At 71.3% G+C, this 19,669-nt stretch carries 17 protein-coding genes and 1 pseudogene; 11 read left to right on the top strand and 7 right to left on the bottom strand.

What is annotated here, in order from left to right; translation table 11 throughout:
* The first annotated feature begins 60 nt into the window (after positions 1-60).
* From gdhA to AC3IX6_RS40285, 4 genes are all read left to right on the top strand, one after another.
* Positions 61-1,425, top strand: a complete 1,365-nt coding sequence (gdhA, locus tag AC3IX6_RS40300) for an NADP-specific glutamate dehydrogenase (RefSeq protein ID WP_489371924.1) — start codon at positions 61-63, stop codon at positions 1,423-1,425.
* Between the two features lie 277 nt (positions 1,426-1,702).
* Entirely contained in the window at positions 1,703-3,073 is a 1,371-nt protein-coding gene (locus tag AC3IX6_RS40295) for an AMP-binding protein (RefSeq protein WP_489371923.1), read from the top strand.
* 74 nt (positions 3,074-3,147) lie between these two features.
* On the top strand, positions 3,148-4,524 hold the full coding sequence (locus AC3IX6_RS40290; RefSeq protein ID WP_489371922.1) for a DUF1254 domain-containing protein: 1,377 nt from the start codon (positions 3,148-3,150) through the stop codon (positions 4,522-4,524).
* Positions 4,525-4,656: 132 nt separating this feature from the next.
* The gene (locus AC3IX6_RS40285; RefSeq protein ID WP_489371921.1) at positions 4,657-5,553 is read left to right on the top strand and encodes a DMT family transporter; all 897 of its coding nucleotides are present in this window, start codon (positions 4,657-4,659) and stop codon (positions 5,551-5,553) included.
* A gap of 252 nt (positions 5,554-5,805) precedes the next feature.
* On the opposite strand, the gene AC3IX6_RS40280 is transcribed toward AC3IX6_RS40285, so the two are convergent.
* The 3 genes and pseudogenes from AC3IX6_RS40280 to AC3IX6_RS40270 all read right to left on the bottom strand — a co-directional run bounded on the left by AC3IX6_RS40280 (position 5,806) and on the right by AC3IX6_RS40270 (position 7,917).
* On the bottom strand, positions 5,806-6,237 hold the full coding sequence (locus AC3IX6_RS40280; RefSeq protein WP_489371962.1) for a GNAT family N-acetyltransferase: 432 nt from the start codon (positions 6,235-6,237) through the stop codon (positions 5,806-5,808).
* 30 nt (positions 6,238-6,267) lie between these two features.
* Positions 6,268-6,984 (bottom strand): annotated as a pseudogene (locus AC3IX6_RS40275) (alpha/beta fold hydrolase); the annotation flags it as partial.
* Positions 6,985-6,993: 9 nt separating this feature from the next.
* Positions 6,994-7,917, bottom strand: a complete 924-nt coding sequence (locus AC3IX6_RS40270) for an endonuclease/exonuclease/phosphatase family protein (protein WP_489371960.1) — start codon at positions 7,915-7,917, stop codon at positions 6,994-6,996.
* A 354-nt stretch (positions 7,918-8,271) separates the two neighbouring features.
* Here AC3IX6_RS40270 and AC3IX6_RS40265 point away from each other — a divergent pair, with 354 nt between their 5' ends.
* Entirely contained in the window at positions 8,272-9,351 is a 1,080-nt protein-coding gene (locus AC3IX6_RS40265; RefSeq protein WP_489371958.1) for an ABC transporter substrate-binding protein, read from the top strand.
* 7 nt (positions 9,352-9,358) lie between these two features.
* Here AC3IX6_RS40265 and AC3IX6_RS40260 read toward each other — a convergent pair whose 3' ends face one another.
* The 4 genes from AC3IX6_RS40260 to AC3IX6_RS40245 all read right to left on the bottom strand — a co-directional run bounded on the left by AC3IX6_RS40260 (position 9,359) and on the right by AC3IX6_RS40245 (position 13,656).
* Positions 9,359-10,306, bottom strand: coding sequence for an NAD-dependent epimerase/dehydratase family protein (locus AC3IX6_RS40260; protein WP_489371920.1), 948 nt, complete (start codon positions 10,304-10,306; stop codon positions 9,359-9,361).
* A gap of 160 nt (positions 10,307-10,466) precedes the next feature.
* Positions 10,467-11,231 (bottom strand): SDR family NAD(P)-dependent oxidoreductase, encoded by a 765-nt coding sequence (locus AC3IX6_RS40255; protein WP_489371919.1) that lies wholly within the window; start codon positions 11,229-11,231, stop codon positions 10,467-10,469.
* 68 nt (positions 11,232-11,299) lie between these two features.
* Positions 11,300-12,562, bottom strand: a complete 1,263-nt coding sequence (locus tag AC3IX6_RS40250) for a cytochrome P450 family protein (RefSeq protein WP_489371918.1) — start codon at positions 12,560-12,562, stop codon at positions 11,300-11,302.
* 149 nt (positions 12,563-12,711) lie between these two features.
* Positions 12,712-13,656, bottom strand: coding sequence for a ScbA/BarX family gamma-butyrolactone biosynthesis protein (locus tag AC3IX6_RS40245; protein ID WP_489371917.1), 945 nt, complete (start codon positions 13,654-13,656; stop codon positions 12,712-12,714).
* 165 nt (positions 13,657-13,821) lie between these two features.
* Between AC3IX6_RS40245 and AC3IX6_RS40240 the strand changes: the two genes are divergently transcribed.
* From AC3IX6_RS40240 to AC3IX6_RS40215, 6 genes are all read left to right on the top strand, one after another.
* On the top strand, positions 13,822-14,517 hold the full coding sequence (locus tag AC3IX6_RS40240) for a ScbR family autoregulator-binding transcription factor (protein ID WP_489371916.1): 696 nt from the start codon (positions 13,822-13,824) through the stop codon (positions 14,515-14,517).
* 223 nt (positions 14,518-14,740) lie between these two features.
* Entirely contained in the window at positions 14,741-16,354 is a 1,614-nt protein-coding gene (locus AC3IX6_RS40235; RefSeq protein ID WP_489371915.1) for a class I adenylate-forming enzyme family protein, read from the top strand.
* Positions 16,351-16,734 (top strand): hypothetical protein, encoded by a 384-nt coding sequence (locus AC3IX6_RS40230; protein WP_250744325.1) that lies wholly within the window; start codon positions 16,351-16,353, stop codon positions 16,732-16,734. Before AC3IX6_RS40235 ends, AC3IX6_RS40230 begins: the two co-directional genes overlap by 4 nt.
* Positions 16,735-16,975: 241 nt before the next feature.
* Positions 16,976-17,209, top strand: a complete 234-nt coding sequence (locus AC3IX6_RS40225) for a LysR family transcriptional regulator (protein ID WP_430625857.1) — start codon at positions 16,976-16,978, stop codon at positions 17,207-17,209.
* Between the two features lie 397 nt (positions 17,210-17,606).
* Positions 17,607-19,091 (top strand): 4-hydroxyphenylacetate 3-hydroxylase family protein, encoded by a 1,485-nt coding sequence (locus AC3IX6_RS40220; protein WP_489371957.1) that lies wholly within the window; start codon positions 17,607-17,609, stop codon positions 19,089-19,091.
* An 80-nt stretch (positions 19,092-19,171) separates the two neighbouring features.
* The gene (locus AC3IX6_RS40215; protein WP_489371914.1) at positions 19,172-19,669 is read left to right on the top strand and encodes a flavin reductase family protein; all 498 of its coding nucleotides are present in this window, start codon (positions 19,172-19,174) and stop codon (positions 19,667-19,669) included.

The raw sequence follows: 19,669 nt of genomic DNA, 5'->3' as shown, positions 1-19,669 counted from the left end.
CCGGAGCTTCGAGCCGCATCTCGGGGCCGGTCCCCACATCGAGACCTGGAGGAACAGACCGTGACGGACCCCAAGGACCCGCAGGGCCGGCTGGACGCGCTGCGTGCCGACATCGAGCGCCGCAACCCCGCCCAGCCCGAGTTCCACCAGGCCGTACGGGAGGTCCTGGACACCCTGGCCCCCGTGTTCGCGGCACGTCCCGAGTACGCGGAACCGGGTGTGGCCCTGCTGGAGCGGCTCACCGAGCCGGAGCGGCAGATCATCTTCCGGGTGCCGTGGCAGGACGACCGCGGTCGCGTCCACGTCAACCGTGGCTACCGCGTCGAGTTCAACAGCGCGCTCGGCCCGTACAAGGGCGGCCTGCGCTTCCACCCGTCGGTGGACATCGGCGTGGTCAAGTTCCTCGGCTTCGAGCAGATCTTCAAGAACGCGCTGACCGGGCTCGGCATCGGCGGCGGCAAGGGCGGCAGCGACTTCGACCCGCACGGGCGGTCGGCCGCCGAGGTCATGCGCTTCTGCCAGTCCTTCATGACCGAGCTCTACCGGCACATCGGTGAGCACACGGACGTCCCGGCCGGTGACATCGGCGTCGGCGGGCGCGAGATCGGGTACCTCTTCGGCCAGTACCGGCGCATCACCAACCGCTGGGAGGCCGGCGTCCTGACCGGCAAGGGCCAGGGCTGGGGCGGCTCGCTGATCCGTCCGGAGGCCACGGGCTACGGCAGCGTGCTGTTCGCCGCCGAGATGCTGGCGGTCAAGGGGCTGTCGCTGGACGGGTTGACCGCGGTCGTGTCCGGCTCGGGCAACGTCGCGCTGTACACGATCGAGAAGCTGCAGCAGCTGGGGGCGAACCCGCTGACCGCGTCCGACTCCCAGGGCTACGTGGTGGACGAGAAGGGCATCGACCTCGCACTGCTGAAGCAGATCAAGGAGGTCGAGCGCGGGCGCGTGAGCGAGTACGCGCAGCGGCGCGGGCCGTCGGCGCGGTTCGTGCCGGGCGGGCGCGTGTGGGACGTGGCGGCGGAGGTGGCCTTCCCGTCGGCGACGCAGAACGAGCTGACCGCCGATGACGCGCGGACGCTGATCGCGAACGGGGTCAGGGCGGTGTCGGAGGGCGCGAACATGCCGACCACGCCGGAGGCGGTGCACCTGCTGCAGGCGGCCGGGGTGTCCTTCGGGCCGGGCAAGGCGGCGAACGCGGGCGGTGTCGCGGTCAGCGCGCTGGAGATGGCGCAGAACGCGGGACGCGTGGCGTGGAGCGCGGAGCGGGTCGAGGCGGAGCTGGCGGGGATCATGCGGGACATCCACGCGGTGTCGTACGCGACCGCCGAGCGGTACGGCTCCGCCGGGGACTATGTGACCGGGGCGAACATCGCGGGGTTCGAGCGGGTGGCGGACGCGATGCTGGCGCAGGGGTTGATCTGAGGCGCTGAGGCGTTGATGCGCTGAGTGAGGGCGGGTACGGGGTGCGGGCGCCGTCGTGGGTGGCGCTGCGTGAGGTTGTCCCCGACCCGCCCTTCCTCCGTTCCCCGGGGCTTCGCCCCGGACCCCGTGGCGCGGGCGCCGGTGGGGGGTGGGGTGGGTTCAGGCCCGGACCCCGTGGCTCGGGCGCCGGTGGGGTGGGTTCGGGTCCGGAGCCGTGGCTCGGGCGTCGGTGGGGGTGGGGTCGCCTGGGGTGGGCGGTCGTAGGGTGGGGTCGTTGATGGTGATCGACTCCGTAGGGGGATCAGTGCTGACCGCGCTCACCGGGGTGTATGGAGACCGGCCCGATGCCCTGCGGGTGGCCGGACGGGACGCCTCCTACGAGGAGCTGCTCGGTGCGGCCCGTGCCGTGGCTGCCGATGTCGCGGGGGCGCCCGCCTTCGCGGTGACCGCGACGGCCTCGCTGGAGACCGTCGCCGCCGCCGTCGGCGGGCTGCTGGCCGGGGTGCCCTTCGTACCGCTGCCGCCCGATGCGGGGCCCGCCGAGCGGGAGCACATCCTGCGGGACTCCGGCGCGGTGCTCGTCGACGTGGACTTCGCACGGCGTGGCGGGGAGGGGGGCTCGGCTGGAACGGTGGCCGGGCCCGGGCAGCCGGCGCTGATTCTCTACACCTCCGGGACCACCGGCCCGCCCAAGGGCGTCGTTCTCACGGCCGAGGCCGTGGCCGCCGATCTCGATGCCCTCGCCGAGGCCTGGCAGTGGAGCGCCGAGGACACTCTCGTGCACGGGCTGCCGCTGTTCCATGTGCACGGTCTGGTCCTCGGGGTGCTCGGAGCGCTGCGTACCGGCAGTCGTCTCGTGCACACCGGGCGGCCCACCCCCGAGGCCTACGCGGAGGCCGGGGGCAGCCTGTACTTCGGGGTGCCGACCGTGTGGTCCCGTATCGCGGGGGCGCCGGCGGCGGCCGCCGCGCTGAGCGGGGCCCGGTTGCTCGTCTCCGGTAGTGCCGCGCTGCCCGCGCCGGTCTTCCGGGACCTGGAGCGGCTGACCGGGCTGCGGCCCGTGGAGCGGTACGGGATGACCGAGACGCTGATCACCGTGAGCGGGCGCGCGGGCGGGGAGGTGCGGCCCGGTACGGTCGGCACCCCGCTCCGGGGGATCCGTACGCGCATCGTGGCGGAGGCCGGCGCGGAGATCGGCGAGCTCCAGCTCAGCGGGCCGACGCTGTTCTCCGGGTACCTGGGCCGGCCCGAGGCCACGGCCGCGGCGTACACCGAGGACGGGTGGTTCCGTACGGGCGACATCGCGGCCGTCGACGAGGCCGACGGGGTCCACCGGATCGTCGGCCGGGCCTCCATCGACATGATCAAGTCGGGCGGCTACCGGATCGGCGCCGGCGAGATCGAGAACGCGCTGCTGGACCACCCCAAGGTGAGCGAGGCAGCGGTGGTGGGGCTGCCGGACACGGATCTCGGGCAGCGGATCGTGGCCTTCGTGGTGGCCGAGGGCGTCACGGGGCCGGAACTGACGGACTTCGTCGCCGCGCACCTGTCGGTGCACAAGCGGCCGCGCGAGGTGCGGTTCGTGGCGGCGATCCCGCGCAACGCGATGGGCAAGCCGCAGAAGAAGCTGCTCCTGGGTGACGCCTGAGGGTGCGTGCGTGCCTCCCGGTTGCCGTCGGCGTGGTGAACGCCGAGGGTAGTGGGAGGTTTTGTCCGTTTCGGGTGGGGTCGATCGGAGTGCACGTGGACGCGGAGCAATTGCTGGAGCAGATCGCACAGGGGCACGAGAGGGCCCGCGGGGACGAGGGGTACTGGGCGGGGATGGCGGCGTTCCGTTACGGCTACCCGCTGGTGGAGATGCACCGCAGCCTGTGGGAGTGGCACGTCGACACGGGTGCGCCCACCCACCTGGGGGCGATCAACCAGGTACACCACACCCCGCGCCGCGCGGAGCCCAAGGACACCTACTTCGTCACCCCGATCGTCGACGCACCCTATTCACGGACCTTCGTCGACCTCTCGGCCGGGCCGGTGGTGCTGTCGGTGCCCCCGATCGCGGACCGGTACTTCACCGTGCAGCTGCTGGACATGTACACCAACAGCTTCGCCTACGTCGGCACCCGCACCGGCGACACCACGGGCGGCACCTACCTGCTGACCGGCCCGGGCCGGCGCGGCACCACACCGCCCGGCATCACGCGCGTCATCACCGCGCCCACCGAGCTCGTCTGCCTCCTGGCCCGCGTCACCATCCTCGACGACGACGTCCCTGCCGCCGTCGCCCTCCAGGGGCAGATCGCCCTGCGCCCGGCCGACCCCGGCGCGCCCGCGCCCGACCCCGCCGTCAACCCGCCCGCGCGTGACTTCCGCACCGGCGACCCGCTCGACTTCTACCGCATGCTCGCCGACTGCCTCACCGCCAGCCCGCCCCCCGCCACCGACGCCGGTGTCCTGGGCCTGCTCGCGCCGCTGGGCATCGCCCCGCACCACCCGTTCGACCCGGACGCCCTGCACCCGGCCGCCGTGGACGGCATGCGGCGCGCCGTCGCCGACAGCCTGCGGAACCTGTACGCCGAGATGCCCTTCGCCGGGCCCGCCCGCAACGGGTGGGTCATGGTCGACCCCGACACCATCGGCGACTGGGGCACCGACTACTTCTCCCGGCTGGAGATCGCCCAGCTCGGCCTGCTCGCCAACAAGGCCCAGGAGGCGTACTACGTCGGCGCCATGCTGGACGCCGACGGCCGGCCCATGTCCGGCGACCACACGTACGAGATTCGCTTCGCCCCCGACGGCTTCCCGCCGGTGGGCGCCTTCTGGTCGGTGACCATGTACCTCAACCCCGAAGGGTTCCTCGTCGAGAACCCGATCGGGCGTTACCACCTGGGGTCCCTGACCAAGGGCCTGCAGTACGGGCCCGACGGGTCCCTGACCCTCTACCTCCAGCGCGAGAATCCCGGTCCCGACAAAGAGGCCAACTGGCTGCCCAGCACCGAACCGGGCACCCTCTTCCGGCTCATCCTGCGCCAGTACCTGCCCCACCCCGACATCCTCACCGGCCGCTACGCACCGCCGGCCGTCACCCGTACCGACGGCTGACCCCGGAGTCCTGCCGGGGATCCGGGCATCAGGGGCCGGGTGGGTCAGGGAGTGGCGCGGGGCTTCGGCTACTTCATCCACGACGTCGAAAAGGGCAACGGGGCTTTCGGGCGGGGCAGGTAGCTTGCTCGCATGGACAAGACGTCTGATCAGGTCAGGACCGACCGGCGGGCTCTGATAGCCGCCGGAGTGACCGTCGTGCTGTGGGCCTCCGCGTTCGTTTCCATCCGCTCGGCGGCCGCGCACTTCGGGCCCGGAGCGCTCGCGTTCGGACGGCTGCTGACCGCCTCGGTCGCGCTCGGGCTGGTACTGGTCGTCAAGCGGGTGCCTCCGCCGCCGAGGCAGGCGTGGCCCGGGATCCTGATCTCCGGTGTGCTCTGGTTCGGGCTCTACATGGTGACGCTGAACTGGGGCGAGCAGCTCGTGGACGCCGGCACCGCGGCCATGATCGTCAACATCGGCCCGATCGTGATCGCGCTGCTCAGTGGCTGGCTGCTGAAGGAGGGCTTCCCGCCCCTGCTGTTGGCGGGCATGGCGGTCTCCTTCGCCGGCGCGGTGCTGGTCGGACTGTCCACCTCGCACGGCGGGTCCGCCTCGCTGGGAGGGGTCCTGCTCTGCCTGGTCGCCGCGCTCACGTACGGGGCCGGGGTGGTCGCGCAGAAGCCGGCGCTGGCGTACGCGAGCCCGATCCAGGTGACCACGTACGGCTGCTTCGTCGGTACGGCCGTCACCCTGCCCTTCGTCGGTCAGCTCGTCGACCAGCTTCCCGGGGCTCCGCTCGCCGCCGTCCTCAACATGTTCTACCTGGGGCTCTTCCCGACCGCGCTCGCCTTCACCACCTGGACGTACGCGCTGTCGCGGACCACCGCGGGGAAGATGGGCGCGACCACCTACGCGGTGCCCGCCGTCGTGGTGCTCATCGCGTGGATCGCCCTCGACGAGGTCCCGGCCGCGCTGACCCTGCTCGGCGGTGCGGTCTGCCTGGCCGGGGTCGCCGTGTCCCGGAAGCGCCGGGTCCCGGCGGTCTAGGGCGAGTTCCGGTGCCAGGCTGCGTCCACGTAGCCGAGCGTGCGGTTCATGGCGATGGCCGAGGCGTTCGCGGGGTGGTGCATCGTGCGGATGACGGGGGCTCCGTGGTGGTCGGCGAAGGCGATGCCGCGTCGCCCAGCCGGGCGAGGGTCGTGAAGCTGAAGCCCTCCGCCCGGCACCGGTCGACGTACGGGGTGAACCGGGCGGCGTCGAAGGTGCGGACGGTGAGTTCGAGGCGCACCCAGCGGACGCTCACGCGAGGCGCAGGTCTACGAAGGGCACGGTGTCGCCGGGGAGGACGTAGCGGTCGAACTCGGTGAAGCCCGCTCGGCGCGCGAAGTCCAGGCCCTCCGGGTTGGAGGCGAGCACCACGGTCTCGATCACCTCGGCGCCGAGGGACCGTGCCTGGGCGAGTGCGTAGGAGTACAGCTCCCGGCCGAAACCCCGTCCCCGGTACGCGGGCAGGACGCGCGCGATCACGGTGGCGGTCGTGGAGCCGGCGGCGGGGGGCCGGAGCGTCGTGCATCCGACGAGGGTGTCGCCGAGGTGGGCGACGTGCAGGACGTGGCGCGCGGAGCGCTCCCGTACGTCTTCCAGGGAGAGGACGGCCGTCGGGATGACGGTGTTGTGGACGTGCTGCCAGTCGCTCAGGGCGGCTTCGGAAGCGGCGTCCACCGAGTGGATGCGGAGACCGGAAGCCGGCGGCGGGGTGTCCTGCGCGGCGGCGTCGAGGAGGACGCGGGCCAGGGCGGACGGGGCGGAGAACATCGGCCAGTGGCCCGTGTTCAGGGTGACCCACTGCCAGTCCGGGCCGGTGGCCAGGAGCTTCGCCACGTCGGGGTGGGGGTCGGCGCCGTCCAGCAGGCATTTGACGTAGGTCGCGGGGAGCTCGGCGAGCGGGTGGGTCAGTACGGCCGGTTCGGTGAGCGTGGCGCCCGGGTGCGGGGTGGCACCGGCGAGGAGCCGGGCGGTCTGCTCGTCGGTGAGACCCTGGCCCTCGAAGTCGGCGGCCTGCAGGGGCGGCCAGAAACCGTCGTGCGCGGCGATCGAGGCCTCTACGGCGGAGCGGCCTTCCGGCCAGCCGGAGACGAAGGATCCGTCGTGGACGGGGACGTTGGCATCGACGAAGACCACCCGGTTCAGGCGGGCGCCGATCCGCTCGGCGGCCTGGCCGACCGGGATGCCGGAGTAACTGTGGCCCACGAGGACCACATCGCGCAGGCCGAGCTCGTCGATGGCGTCGACTATGTCCGTGACGTGGGTCTGCTGGCCGGCTGCGACGCCCCGCTTGTCCGCGAGGCCGGACAGGGTCAGTGCGTGGACCTCGTGGTCGCCGTCCGTGCCGTGCAGTGCGGTGCGGAGTTCGGCGGCCACCTCGTCCCATGCCGCTGCTCCCAGCCAGGCGCCTGCCACCAGTACGAATTCAGTCATGAACGTACGTTAATCGAACCGGATGTCGGCGGTGAGGGGCAGGTGATCGCTGGCGGTGGCGGGGAGCGTACGGACGTGGGTGACGGTGCCCGAGCGGGCCAGGATCTGGTCGATCCGGGCCAGGGGGAAGGCCGCGGGCCAGGTGAAGGCGAAGCCGGGGGTGGCGGGCGTTGCTTGTGCTGCCAGGGCGGTGCGGACGGGGGCCAGGCCGCGGTCGTCGGCGGTGCCGTTGAGGTCCCCGAGCAGGACGACGCGGTCGGCGGGCTCCGCGGCGAGGACGGCGCCGAGGAGGACGGCGCTCTCGTCGCGGCGGGCGGAGCCGAAGCCGGAGGCACCGAGGCGCAGGGAGGGCAGGTGGACGACGTAGACGGCGACGGGCCCGGCGGGGGTGGCGGCGGTGGCGCGCAGGGCGCGGTTCCAGTGCGGGTCGTCGGCGAGGGCCGACGGCCTGATGTCGACGGGGCGGACGTCCGTGAGCGGGTACGTCGACCAGAGGCCGACCGTGCCGTGGGTGGCGTGGTGGGGGTAGTCGGCGCCGAGGGTCTCGGTGAAGGCCGTGATGGCGGCGGGGGTGAGCTCCTCGACGGCGATGAGGGCGGGGTGCGGGGCGGCTAGGGCCTTGGCCGTGCGGGAGGGGTTCTGGTTCTCGTCGCTGATGTTGTGCTGGACGGTGGTGAGGGTGGTGTGCGTGGTGGCCGTGGGGGTGGCCGGGTGGGGGAGGAGGGTGCCGAATTGGCTCAGCCAGGCGGCGGTGGGGAGCAGGAGGGCCAGGGCGGTGGCCGCGGAGCGGCGTCGGAGGGCCAGGGCGAGGAGGAGGGGGACGGCCAGGCCGAGCCAGGGGAGGAACGTCTCCAGCAAGCTGCCGGGGTGGCCGGGGGTGTTGGGGACGAGGGAGGGGCGGGTGAGGAGTGCGGCGAGGAGTAGGGAGATCAGCACGGCGAGGGCTGTTGGCCCGGCCGTGGTTCTGGCCGTGGGCCAGGGGAGGGGGCGAGGGAGGAGGGGGCGGGGTCGGGTGGTGGGGCCGGGGGTTGAGTTGGGGGTTGAGCTGGGGGGCGGGCCCGCGTTTGCCTGGGTCATGGGGCCGTTCCTGTCTGTTCCGTGGGGAGTGTGTGGTGCGGCTCGTACGACGACGTCGGGGGTGGGGAGTCGGTTCCCGAGGGGTGTGAGCGTCCGGGGGGCGGGTGGGGCGTCGGCCGGGTTCGGGTGGGTTGGTGTGGGGGAGAGGAGCGCAGCGTGGTGAGTCGGTCGGCAGGGGTGTTGGGGCGGGGTGGTGGGGCGGTCGTGCGGTTGGGGGCTCTCGTGCCGTTGATGCGGCCCGGGTGGGTCGATGCGGGGCGGCAGTTGCTCGCGGGGCTCGAGCTGGCCGTGGGTGAGGTCAACGACGGGGGAGGGATCGACGGCCGGGCGCTGGAGCTTGTGGTTCGGGATACCGCGGCCGATCCGGAGCGGGCCGCCGCGGCCGTGGAGGAGCTGGCCGGGCTGGGTGTGGCCGCCGTGGTGGGGGAGTACCACAGCGTCGTCGCCCGGGCCGCCGCCGCTCGGGCCGACGCCCTCGGTGTGCCGTTCCTCTGCTCCTCCGCGGTGCTCGACGCGCTCACCGAGGAGCCGACGGAGTGGGTCGCGCGCCTGGCCCCGGCCCAGTCCCACGGCTGGCGGACCTACGCGGAGTTCCTGCTCGGGGCGGGCCACCGCAGGATCGCCGTGGCGACCCAGCCGAGCGTGTACTGGGCTTCCGGGACCCGCATCCTGCGGGAGTGCTTTGCCGCCCGCGGCGGCAGCGTCGTCGAGATCGGTGTGGAGGGGGACCCTGCCGAGGGGCTGTGCGACACCCTCGTCGAGGAGGGGGCCAGCGCGCTCCTGCTGCTGGTCGGGTATCCGGAGCCGGCGGCGGCGATCGTCAGGGCCGTACGGGGCGACCGGCGGCTCGGGGACGTCCTGATCGGGGCTCCGGCCGGACAGCCGGAGTTCGCCGGATGGGCCGGGGCGCTGGGCGAGGACGGCGTCGGGATCCCGTTCCTGCGCTACCTGCCCGAGCGGCTCGGGCCGCTCGGCGAGCGGGTGGGCAAGGAGCTCCGCGAGCGGTTGGGCGAGGAGCCCTCGTTCGTGGCCTTCGAGGGCTGGGACAGCGTCACCGTCCTCGCCGAGGTGCTGCGTGTGTACGGCACGGAGCGGGCGGCCGTCGCCGGGGCGTGGCCGCGGGTGGAGGTCGAGGGCACCCGCGGGCCGATCCGGTTCTCCCGGACACCGGGGGTCGGTGTCTGGCAGTGGGTCTGGGCACCTGTTCGTGTGGCCGACCGGGATCCGGCGGACCGCACCGGCCGTCGCTTTCGGATCGTCCACGGGGAGGACGGCGAAGGCACCCGCTGATGTGGCTTCAGGTGCCGGCCAGGTGGGCGCGGTACCAGGGGGCGGCGGAGGGGAGCAGGGCGAGGGGCGTGGAGGCGGGGCGCAGGCGGGTCAGCCGCCAGATGGGGTCGGCGCGCTGGTGGTAGTCGCGGGCCAGCAGGGAGAACTGCCGCTCCGTCACCCGGCCGGGGCGCACGCGGAGCTGTTCCACGCAGCGGTCCCACGACCACTCCTCGCGCACCTCCGGCACGATCCCTTCGGCGGCCAGGGCCGACACGAGGTCGGCGCTGGTCACCGCGGCGGGGTGGCTCGCGTGGTGGATCCCGCCCGCGACGGGGCCCGGGTCCGTGGCCAGGGCCTCGATCAGGCGGGCCAGCTCGCCGACGTCGATCACGGACAGCAGCGCGCGGCCGCCGTCCCAGCTGGCCGGGACCCGGTCGATCAGCTCGGCCAGGGCCGGGACCACCCAGCGGTCACCCGCGCCCAGCACCAGACCCGGCCGCAGGACGGTGCCGCCGGCGGCCAGCACCGGGGCCTCCGCCGCCAGCCGGGTGCGGCTCGCGGCGGACACCGGATCCGGGGCCACCTCGTCGACCTCGATCCCGCGGTGCGGGACGTTGCCGTAGACCGCGGCCGTGGACAGGTGGACGATCCGGCGCACCCCCGCCCGCGCGGCCTCCGCGAGGAGGGCCTCGCCGCCCAGGACGTTGACCGTGTGGCAGCGCTCCTCGTCCCGCCCGATGTAGGAGGCCAGGTTCACCAGCACGGCCGCGCCCTCGCAGACCCCGCGCAGCGAGTCGGGGTCGCCCAGGTCCGCACACACCCACTCGATGCCTTCGCGCTCCGCACCGGGGGTGCGGGCGAGGGCCCGCACCAGGACGCCGGGACGGTGGGCCAGGGCGTCCAGTGCGGCCGAGCCGATGAAACCGGTGGCTCCCGCCAGGACGATCACCCTGCGTCTTTCGGATATCTGCATGGAGTGACTTTATCGGCGCGGACCCGGCCCGGCCGGGTGCCCCCGTGTGCCCGTACAGCTCTTCTTCTCTCCTTCGCCCCGGGGTTCCGCCGTGTTCCCCCGTGTTCCCCCGTGTCCCCCGTTTTCCCGTTGCGCGGGCGAACGCCCTCGTGCCCAGCCGTCAGCGGGCGGTCCAGCCCCCGTCCACCGGGACCGTCGCGCCGACCACGAAGGACGCCTGGTCGCTCAGCAGCCACGCGGCCGCGTGCGCGATCTCGCGCGGGTCCGCCGTGCGCGGCAGCGGGGCCATGGTGTGCAAGTGCTCCTCCAGGCCCGGGTTCAGGTCGAACCACTGGGCCATCATCTCGCTGCGCGTGGTGCCGGGAGCGATGGCGTTGACCCGGACGCCCTGGGCGGAGTACTCGGAGGCCGCCTTCGTCAGCCCGATGATCGCGTGCTTCGAGGCGATGTACGCGGCGGCCGCCGGAGTGCTGACCAGGCCAGCGACGCTGCTGTTGTTCACGATGGCCCCGCCGCCCGGCAGCATCGCGGCGATCTCGTACTTCATGCAGTTCCAGGTGCCGCGGACATTGGTGGCCATGACGGCCTCGAAGTCCGCGTCCTCGGTGAGGTGCAGCGGCGCGGGCACGGTGCCCAGCCCCGCGTTGTTGAAGGCGGCGTCCAGGCCCCCGAAGAGCTCCACCGCCTTGTCCACCGCGGCCTTGACCTCTTCGGCGCGGGCCACGTCGACCACCGCGTAGGCGGCGGTGAAGCCCTCGTCCGTCAGCTCGCGGGTGAGGGTGGCCAGTTCCTCCTCGCGCCGGGCGGTGAGGAGCACCGACGCGCCGTTCTCGCAGAACACCCGGGCGGCGGCCGCCCCGATGCCGCTGCTGGCGCCGGTGATCAGGGCACGCCTGCCCACAAGGAGGCCGTTCTTTTCCGTCATGGTGAGTCTTCCGCCTTCGGTCTGCCGCGGTCCGGTGGAGTCTTCGGGGGAGGAGGTCGCCCCGGGCACTATTGGCTGGAAATCGACCCGTTGTGAGCGCTGGGCGGGCCCAGCGTCACGGGAACCGTCCGGTGGCCGTTCGAAACGAACGAGAACTTCGGCCGGAGTTCATCGGCCGGCACGGCCAGGGCGACGTCGGGAAACCGCTCGAAGAGCGCCGACAGCGCGATGGCGACCTCCATCCGGGCCAGGTTCACGCCGAGGCAGTGGTGGGCTCCGTACCCGAACGAGACGTGATCGGCGCGGGTGTCGCGGGTGATGTCGAAGAGGTCCGCCCCGGCCCCGTGCTGGAGGGGGTCGCGGCCCGCTCCGGCGAAGCAGATGACGATCGGGTCGCCCTGCGGGATCCGCACGTCGTCGTCGATCTCGATCGGCTCGACGGCGTAGCGCAGGATGCTGTGCGCGCCGGGCGGGTCCACGCGCAGGGACTCGTCGATCACGTCCTCCCACGAGGCCTTGCCGGCCCGTACGAGTTCGAGCTGCTCGGGGTGCGTGAGCAGGGAGACGACCGCGTTGTCGATGAGGTTCACCGTCGTCTCGTACCCGGCGGTGAAGAGGAGGATGAGATTGTCGAGCAGTTCTTTCTCGCTCATGTCCGCCGCGCCCGAGTCGCGTGCGGCGACGAGTCCCGAGGTCAGGTCGTCGGCGGGATTCTCCCTCTTGTGCGCGACGACCTCATTCAGGATCTCGTACATGGCTATGCCATTCGCCATCGCGTCCTCGGGGGTGATCGAGGTGGCGAAGAAGCTGTCGATGATCGTCTGGAGCGGATCACGCGCGGAATGCGGAATTCCGAAAAGCTCGCAGACGACCGCGTGCGGCAGTACGTGGGCGAATTCCTTGCGGAGGTCCACGGTCTGTTCCGCCGGGAGCCGTTCCAGGCGGTCCAGCAACCCGTCGGCGATTTCCTCGACCCGCGGCCGCAGGGCGGCCACCCGGCGCATGGTGAACTCCCCCGCCACCGGCTTGCGCAGGCGCGCGTGCTCCTCGCCGTAGGCGGTGACCATGTTCTGCACCGAGACCCAAATGGCCAGCGGCCACTCCTGGTCGACTTCTCCGCTGATCCACGCCGGCCAGTGCCGGTAGGCGTCCTTCGACACCCGGGGATCGGTGAGCAGGCGTTTCACGAGTGCGTAGTCCGTGACGGACCACGCCTCCACACCACCGGGGAGCACGATTCTGACGGCACGCCCGCGGGAGCGTATTTCCTTGATCTCTCCGTGAATGTCCTGGCCGAGCGGATCGATGACGAACGGGCACTGCCTGCTCACAGGAGTATCCCTCCTACAACTGCTGGTGACGGTGAGTCGGGTGACGTCACAGGCTGGCATGTCGCCGCCCTTCCCGCCACTTTGAGCATGGGTGTCTCGGACAGTGGATCGCGAGAAACCGCTCCCCATTTCACTGGAAATGGCGGAGATCAGGCGGAAACGGGAATTGCTTCGAGCAGGGCGAGGAAGACGCGTCGGCCGCTCTGGTGGCCGGTGACACTCAGGGAGAGGGTGTTGTCCCGGTTCCGGGTCACCGGCTGTGCCTGAACCAGGCAGGGGGTGTTGAACTCCGCGTACCGGTCGAAGGCCAGGCGCAGCGCGGTGGGGTACATCCGGGTCGTGCCGGCGACGGCGAAGGCGGCCTGGTGGGAGGCCTCCAGGAGGACCATGCCGGGCACATGATCGTTTTCGTGTGCGAACAGCGTCTTGCTCGTGGTGTGCGGCCGCAGGGTCCAGCACCGGGGATCCCTGGTGGGAGCCAGCAGGACGTGGGCGGGGTCGGTCCGCAGCACGAGGGCGGGGTGCACCGGTTCCGGCACGGGCAGGAGCGGCCGGGCGTCGGCGTACTCGCCCCGCATCCGGCGGTAGGCGCCGGGAGAGGTGCACGTCAGACTGCCGCCGCCGGTGGCGATGACCCGGCCGTCCCGCACCACGGTCATGTGGCAGACCATGCCGGAGAACCGGTTGCCCCGGCGCTTGATGTCCGTGCACGTCACGTCGATGTGGACGGGGGAGTCGCCGTCCGTTCCCAGGAGTTCGGGATCGATCCGGTAGTGGATGTCGGACATGACGAACTGGTGCCCGAGGGGGACGCCGTACTCGGCGTGGGAGAGCAGAATTCCCGTCTGGCGAATGGCCTCCGCGATGACGGCCGGAGAACGGAAACCGTGGAGCGCGGTATGGAAAGGATGGTTTTCCGGCCAACGCAGGGACACATTGAACCGGTCGGTACCGGTTCGTTCCCAGTCGGAGAGGAACACCTCGGAGGTGTCCGGGCGGTGTACAAGCCAGTGCGGTACGGCCGGAAGCCTTGCATCTGAGACCCCGACCGACGGTCTTTGGGCGTTTTCGGCCGGATAAGACGTTATTAACATGAACTCCCCCTCGGGCTCCAAGGCAGATTCGAGCCGCTGATGGTATGTCCCGGTCGCCGCAAGATACGTGCTGCCTGGTATAATTTGCAACGGCTGTTTTCGGTGACATGCTCGTACCCCCGAGGAGGTGCATGATTGGCCGCCAGCATCGTGGAAGGAGCGAGGGTGTCTCAGAGGGAGGCTTCTCGGCGCACCCGGCAGCTCATCGTCGAGGCGGCCGGCGCCGTGTTCGCGGAGAAGGGCTTCAACGGGGCCACGATCGCGGACGTGTACCAGCGGCTCGGCCTCACCAAGGGTGCCTTCTACTACTACTTCAAGGGCAAGGAAGAGCTGGCCCAGGCCGTTCTGGCCAGCCAGATCGACACGCTCGGCTTCCCGCTCGTACCGCGGAGCACCCGGCTCCAGGAGCTGATCGACAAGGGCATGCTCTTCGCCATTCAGATCCGCAGTGATCCGATCGTGCAGGGCAGCCTGAGGCTCTCCCTGGAGCGCGGAAGTCACCACGCGGACCGCTTGCGTCCCTACCAGGACTGGATCGACCACAACCGTTTCGCACTCGGGCAGGCCCGGGAGTGCGGTGAACTCCACGCGCACGTGGACCTGGACGCGGTCGCCAACCTCTTCGTCGGCGCCTTCACCGGAGTGCAGGTGCTCTCGGAGGTGCTGACCGACTGGGAGGACCTGGAAGTACGGGTATCCGTGCTGCTCAGGCACATCATGCCGATCATCGCCCTGCCGACGGTACTGGCCGAACTGGACATGGCCCCGGGCCGTGCCGAGCGGGTCATCGCCGACCTGGAGAAGCATCTGCGGGAGCGGGCCGAGAGCGAACTCGCGGAGCCGGCCGAGCTCCAGGACTAGTACCTCCCGCGGGACGACGCGTCCTGCGGAACGATCGCTTTCCCCCGCTTGCCTCCGCCGGGCGTCCTCGACGCCCGGCGGAGGGTTTTCCGCAGCAGATTCGGTGCTTCGGGCGACGACATCAGATCTTCCGATGACGGTTGCCTACCTTCATGCAGGTTTGTTTCCATGGGCGCGGCCCCGAGCCACATACGAGGCTCTTGACCGACCACGGAGAACCCACATGATCAAGCTCGATGACATCCGCCGGCACGCGGCGGGCGGCGTGACGCGGGATGCCTTGGTCGACGGCCAGGTGCGGCTGACCTGGGGCCAGTACGCCGAGACCGTGGAGCGGACCGCGGCAGGACTCACCGAGCACCTGCCCCAAGAGGGCGCGGTCCGGGCGGTCTTCCTCGCCGGGAACAGCTGGCAGCTCACCGTCGCGATGAGCGCCTGCGCCACCCTCGGCGTCTCCTGCACCGGTCTCGACCCGCAGAGCGGCACGGACGATCTCGGCCAGGTGCTCTCCTGGCTGGAGCCGTCCGTGGTCTTCGTGACCTCGGAGCACCGCGCCACCCTCGACCAGCTCGTTTGGCCCAGCGGGCCGCAGGCCGTGCACGTCCTCCTGGACGGGATCACGGCCCCCGGCGCCCCGGCCGCGCCCGGCAAGCACCAGGCGCTCAACTTCGACCTGCTGACCTCGGCCGAACCCCTGCGCACCCTGCCGGCGCCCCGGCCGTACGAGTCCTTCGCGGTCAGCGCGCGCAGTGAGGGGCCCTCCCGGATCGCCGTGCGCCGCACCCCCTCCGAGGGCCGCCACCTGGTCGACCTCGTCGACGAGTTCGGGCTCAACCGGGACGACGTCCACCTGGCCTCCGCCCCGCCGACCGAGCCCACGGCCCTCGCGCTGGCCCGCACGATGCTCGGCATCGGCGCCACCGTCGTCCTCGCGGACGGGGCCGGCCCCGAGACCCTGGCCGGCCTGCTCGTCGCCGAGCGCGTCAGCACCGGCGTGATCACCCCCTCCACCCTGCACGGAGTGCTCGGACTGCCGGAGACCGCCGAGCCCTCGCCGCGCACCCGCCACCTGCGGTTCCTCCTCACCCCCGGCGCCCACCTGGGCCGATGGACCGTCAACACGGCCTGGGAGCGGCTCGGCCCGGTGCTGCACACCGCGCTCGGCAGCGCGGAGACCGGGCTGACCGCCGTCATGGGCCCCGAGGAGCTGCTGGTCTCGCCGCCGCGCTCGGGCCACACCACGCTCGGCACCACCGTCGCCGTCCTCGGCGAGGACGGGCAGCCGGTGGGGCAGGGCGAGAGCGGCCGCCTCGCCTTCGCGGGCCACCAGGTCATGGACGGCTACCTGGACGGCGAGACCCAGGTCGCCGAGCTGGACCTCGGCTGGGGCGCGGAGCGCTTCCTCGTCACCGACGAGTCCGGGTACGTGGACGAGACCGGCCGGCTGCTGGTCACCGGGCGGGTCACCGACGTGCCCGTGGTGGTCCGCGATTCGGCGGTCGACACCGAGCTGTTCCGGCTGGAGTCGGACCTGCTCAACCTGCCCTGCCTGCGCGACACCGCCGTCATGCGGGTCAGCAGCGCGGTGCTGGGCGACGCGATCGTGGTGCCCTTCATCGCCGTGGCGGTCGGCCGCGAGGCCACCGGCTACCAGGCGCTCAGCGCGGCCTGCGCCCGCCGGGTGCCGTCGCTGCCCGCGCACGTCATCGCCGTCGACACCATCCCGTACAGCCCGACGGGCCGCATCCGCACCGGGGACCTCCTCGACGCGGTCCTGCCCATCATCACTCTGAACCTGCAGCTTGAGCAGTCGATGCAACAGGAGATGTCCGCGTGAACCTTCCCTCCTTCGACGACCAGCCGTACGACGAGGTGCTGGTGGAAGACTTCGAGACGGCCTTCTTCGCGCTCGAGCTCGAGCTCCTCGACCTGCCCTGCGTCCAGGACATCGCGGTGATGCGCACCCGGCTGCCCGAGGTGGGCGAGACGCTGGTGGTGGCCTTCGTACCGCTCGTGGAGGAGGACCAGGAGGCCGGCGGACGCCAGGCCGCGCTGGCCGCCTGCGAGCGGCGCATGCCGTGGGTGCTCTCGCACGCGGTGGCCGTCGACGCGATCCCGCGGGCCGCCGACGGATCCGCGCGCACGGGGGTCCTGATCGACCGTCTGCTCCCGCAGATCGCCCGGGACCTCCTCTCGCCGATGGAGATGTCCGACTAGTCCACTCCGCCCAACCCGCTGTCAACCACGAAGCAGCGGCTGACCTGTGGCCATGCCCTCCCTGCGGGCATGGCCACAGGTATGTCCGCGGTCGTGCGGGGCAGTTGAGCGCGAATCCTCGTACTGCAGTTATACCTGCACCGTGGTATGTTTCTAGTCTCCGAGGCTCTGAGCCTCGCAGAAGGGAGCCCCTGCCGTGCAGTTCCAGCAGTTACGCTCGTTCCGTGAAGTGGCCGCCGAGATGAGCTTCACTCGCGCCGCCCGCAACCTCCACTACTCGCAGCCCAGCGTCACCGCCCACATCAAGAACCTCGAGGACTACATCGGGGCCGAGCTGTTCCATCGCGCCGGCGGCCGGGTCCAGCTCACCGAGGCGGGCATGCGGCTGCTGCCGCACGTAGAGAAGATCATTCTGATAGCCGAGGCCGCCTGCATCGACGCGGCGTCCGCCGGCCACACCCGTCCCGCCGCCTGACCAGCCGCCGGACATCTTTTTGCAATTCATTTCCATTCGGCCCGGCTGTCGTATCCGAATTACTTGGATCAACGCCGGGTCGAAGGTATTTACGGGCATTCGGAATTCACTGTTCCGCAATATTGAGAAGCGTGCCGCGACCCTTCTCTGCGAAGTCGACAAGGCTTCTCCATCTGGTTGTTGACGTACTGCCTCGAACGTGTTGGCGCCAGGGTTGGCGTAGATGGGCAATTGTCCGTGCGCAGCCCCGCAAGAGCTGATCGGCGGCCGAGCCTACGCTCGGGTCAATCGAACTGTGCGCCCGGCAGCGGTCGCTTGTATTACCCCTGGAGAGGACACCAAAATGGGTCAGGTCCCGATAGTGGATCAGTCGGCCGGCGAGGCTCCGAACGACCTCATGACGGGCGACTCCTACCTGGAGAGCCTGCGTGACGGCCGCCAGGTCTTCGTGGACGGCGAGCTCGTCAAGGACGTGACGACGCACCCGGCCTTCGCCATGGCCGCGCGGTCGACCGCGCACCTCTACGACGCGCTCCACCACCCGGACACCAAGGACCTGATGACGACGGTCGACCGGTACACGGGGTACCGCGTCCACCGCTTCTTCACCCCGGCGCACTCGCCCGAGGACCTCATCAAGGCCCGCGACGCCATCGAGCACTGGGCCCGCCTGAGCTACGGCTTCATGAACCGCACGCCCGACTACAAGGCGTCGTTCATGGCCGGCCTGGCCGTCACCCACGACTTCTACGAGCCCTTCGGCGACAACGCCCGCGCCTGGTACGAGAAGTACGCCCGTCAGGGCCTCTCGATCAGCCACGCGATCGTCAACCCGCCCGTCGACCGCAACAAGCCGGCGCACGAGATCCGCGACGTCTACCTCAAGGTCGTCGAGGAGCGCGGGGACGGCATCGTCGTCGAGGGCGCCAAGCTCATGGCCACCGCCTCGGCGCTGAGCAACGTCGCCTTCGTCGGCCAGATCCACCTGGCCAACCTGGAAGCAGGCAAGGCCGAGGACATGGCGCTGGCCTTCATGGCCCCGCTGAACACCCCCGGCATGAAGGTCGTCTGCCGCACCTCCTACGAGGGCCAGGCCACCAGCCCCTTCGACAACCCGCTCTCCAGCCGGTTCGACGAGAACGACGCGGTGCTGGTCTTCGACAAGGCGTTCATCCCGTGGGAGAACGTCCTGATCTACCGGGACACCGAGAAGATCCACCAGTACTTCCCGCGCTCCGGCCTGCTCTCCCGCGGCTTCTTCCAGGGCGCGATCCGCATGTCGGTCAAGCTCGAGTTCATGGCGGGCATCCTCGACAAGGGCACCCGCATCAACGGCACGGACGGCTTCCGCGGCGTCCAGGCCGGCCTCGGCGAGCTGCTCGCCTGGCGCCACCAGACCTGGGCCGTCACCAGCGCCATGGCCCTGGACCCGGAGGCCGGCCCGGCCGGCACCGTCCTGCCGCGCATGGACTACTCGGCCGGCTACCGGGCGCTCGCCCCGCTCAGCTGGGAGCGCACGCACCGCTTCTTCGAGGAGCACCTCGCGGGCGCGCTGCTGATGACCCCGTCCAGCGCCAAGGACCTGCAGAACCCCGAGCTGCGCCCGCTGCTCGACCGTTACTACCGCGGCACCGGCGCCACCGCCGAGGAGCGCACCAAGCTCTTCAAGCTGGCCTGGGACGCGATCGGCACCGAGTTCGGCGCCCGCCACGAGCTGTACGAGCTCAACTACGCCGGCGGTCCCGACCAGGTGCGCCTCGACACCCTGAACTGGTCGCGCGGCGCCGGTCTGCTCGACAACTACGGCGACCTCGTCCAGCGGGCCCTGGACGACTACGACCTCGATGGCTGGACCCGCGGCCGCTGGGCCCAGGACAACTGACCGTCAAGCCCGCGTACGGACGGGTGCCCGCGGCCGACGCGCCGCGCGCACCCGTCCGCGCCCAGCAGAGAGGCCCGGCCATGAACCACGACCTGCGCGATGTGATGCGTTCCTTCGCCACCGGAGTCTGCGTCGTCAGCACCTACACCGACGAGGACGGCGTCCGCACCCACAACGCGATCACCGTCAACTCGCTCACCTCCGTCTCCCTGGAACCGCCGCTGGTGTCCCTGAGCTTCCGTCACGACTCGGAGTTCTTCGCCGAGCTGCTGCGGACCGGCGTCGTCGGAATCTCGATCCTCGGCGCCGAGGGCGAGTCCACGGCCCGCGCGTTCGCGCGCCGGCGGCCCGAGCGCGACCAGGCGCTGACCGAGGTTCCCGGCGCTCCGGGCGAGGCCACCGGGACGCTCCTGTTCGAGGCGGCGGCCTGGATGGAGTGCAGCCTGCGCGACCACGTGGTCGCGGGTGACCACGTGATGGTCATCGGCGAAGTCGTCGCCATGGGTGCCCGCGAGACCCAGACCCCCCTGATCTTCCTTCAGGGCGGATTCCACAGATTCGAACTGGAACAGGTGTGA

The sequence above is a fragment of the Streptomyces sp. GL_141 genome, from assembly GCF_057834385.1.
Note: the sequence above shows the minus strand (reverse complement) of the source record. Positions and strands in the feature narration are given on the sequence as shown.

What these genes read in the sequence shown, in the direction of transcription:
- AC3IX6_RS40295 (WP_489371923.1), top strand. Translation starts at nt 1,703, where the DNA reads ATGGTGATCGACTCCGTAGGGGGATCAGTGCTGACCGCGCTCACCGGG.
- AC3IX6_RS40285 (WP_489371921.1), top strand. Translation starts at nt 4,657, where the DNA reads ATGGACAAGACGTCTGATCAGGTCAGGACCGACCGGCGGGCTCTGATA.
- AC3IX6_RS40260 (WP_489371920.1), bottom strand. Translation starts at nt 10,306, where the DNA reads ATGCAGATATCCGAAAGACGCAGGGTGATCGTCCTGGCGGGAGCCACC.
- AC3IX6_RS40255 (WP_489371919.1), bottom strand. Translation starts at nt 11,231, where the DNA reads ATGACGGAAAAGAACGGCCTCCTTGTGGGCAGGCGTGCCCTGATCACC.
- AC3IX6_RS40245 (WP_489371917.1), bottom strand. Translation starts at nt 13,656, where the DNA reads ATGTTAATAACGTCTTATCCGGCCGAAAACGCCCAAAGACCGTCGGTC.
- AC3IX6_RS40235 (WP_489371915.1), top strand. Translation starts at nt 14,741, where the DNA reads ATGATCAAGCTCGATGACATCCGCCGGCACGCGGCGGGCGGCGTGACG.
- AC3IX6_RS40225 (WP_430625857.1), top strand. Translation starts at nt 16,976, where the DNA reads ATGAGCTTCACTCGCGCCGCCCGCAACCTCCACTACTCGCAGCCCAGC.
- AC3IX6_RS40220 (WP_489371957.1), top strand. Translation starts at nt 17,607, where the DNA reads ATGACGGGCGACTCCTACCTGGAGAGCCTGCGTGACGGCCGCCAGGTC.
- AC3IX6_RS40215 (WP_489371914.1), top strand. Translation starts at nt 19,172, where the DNA reads ATGAACCACGACCTGCGCGATGTGATGCGTTCCTTCGCCACCGGAGTC.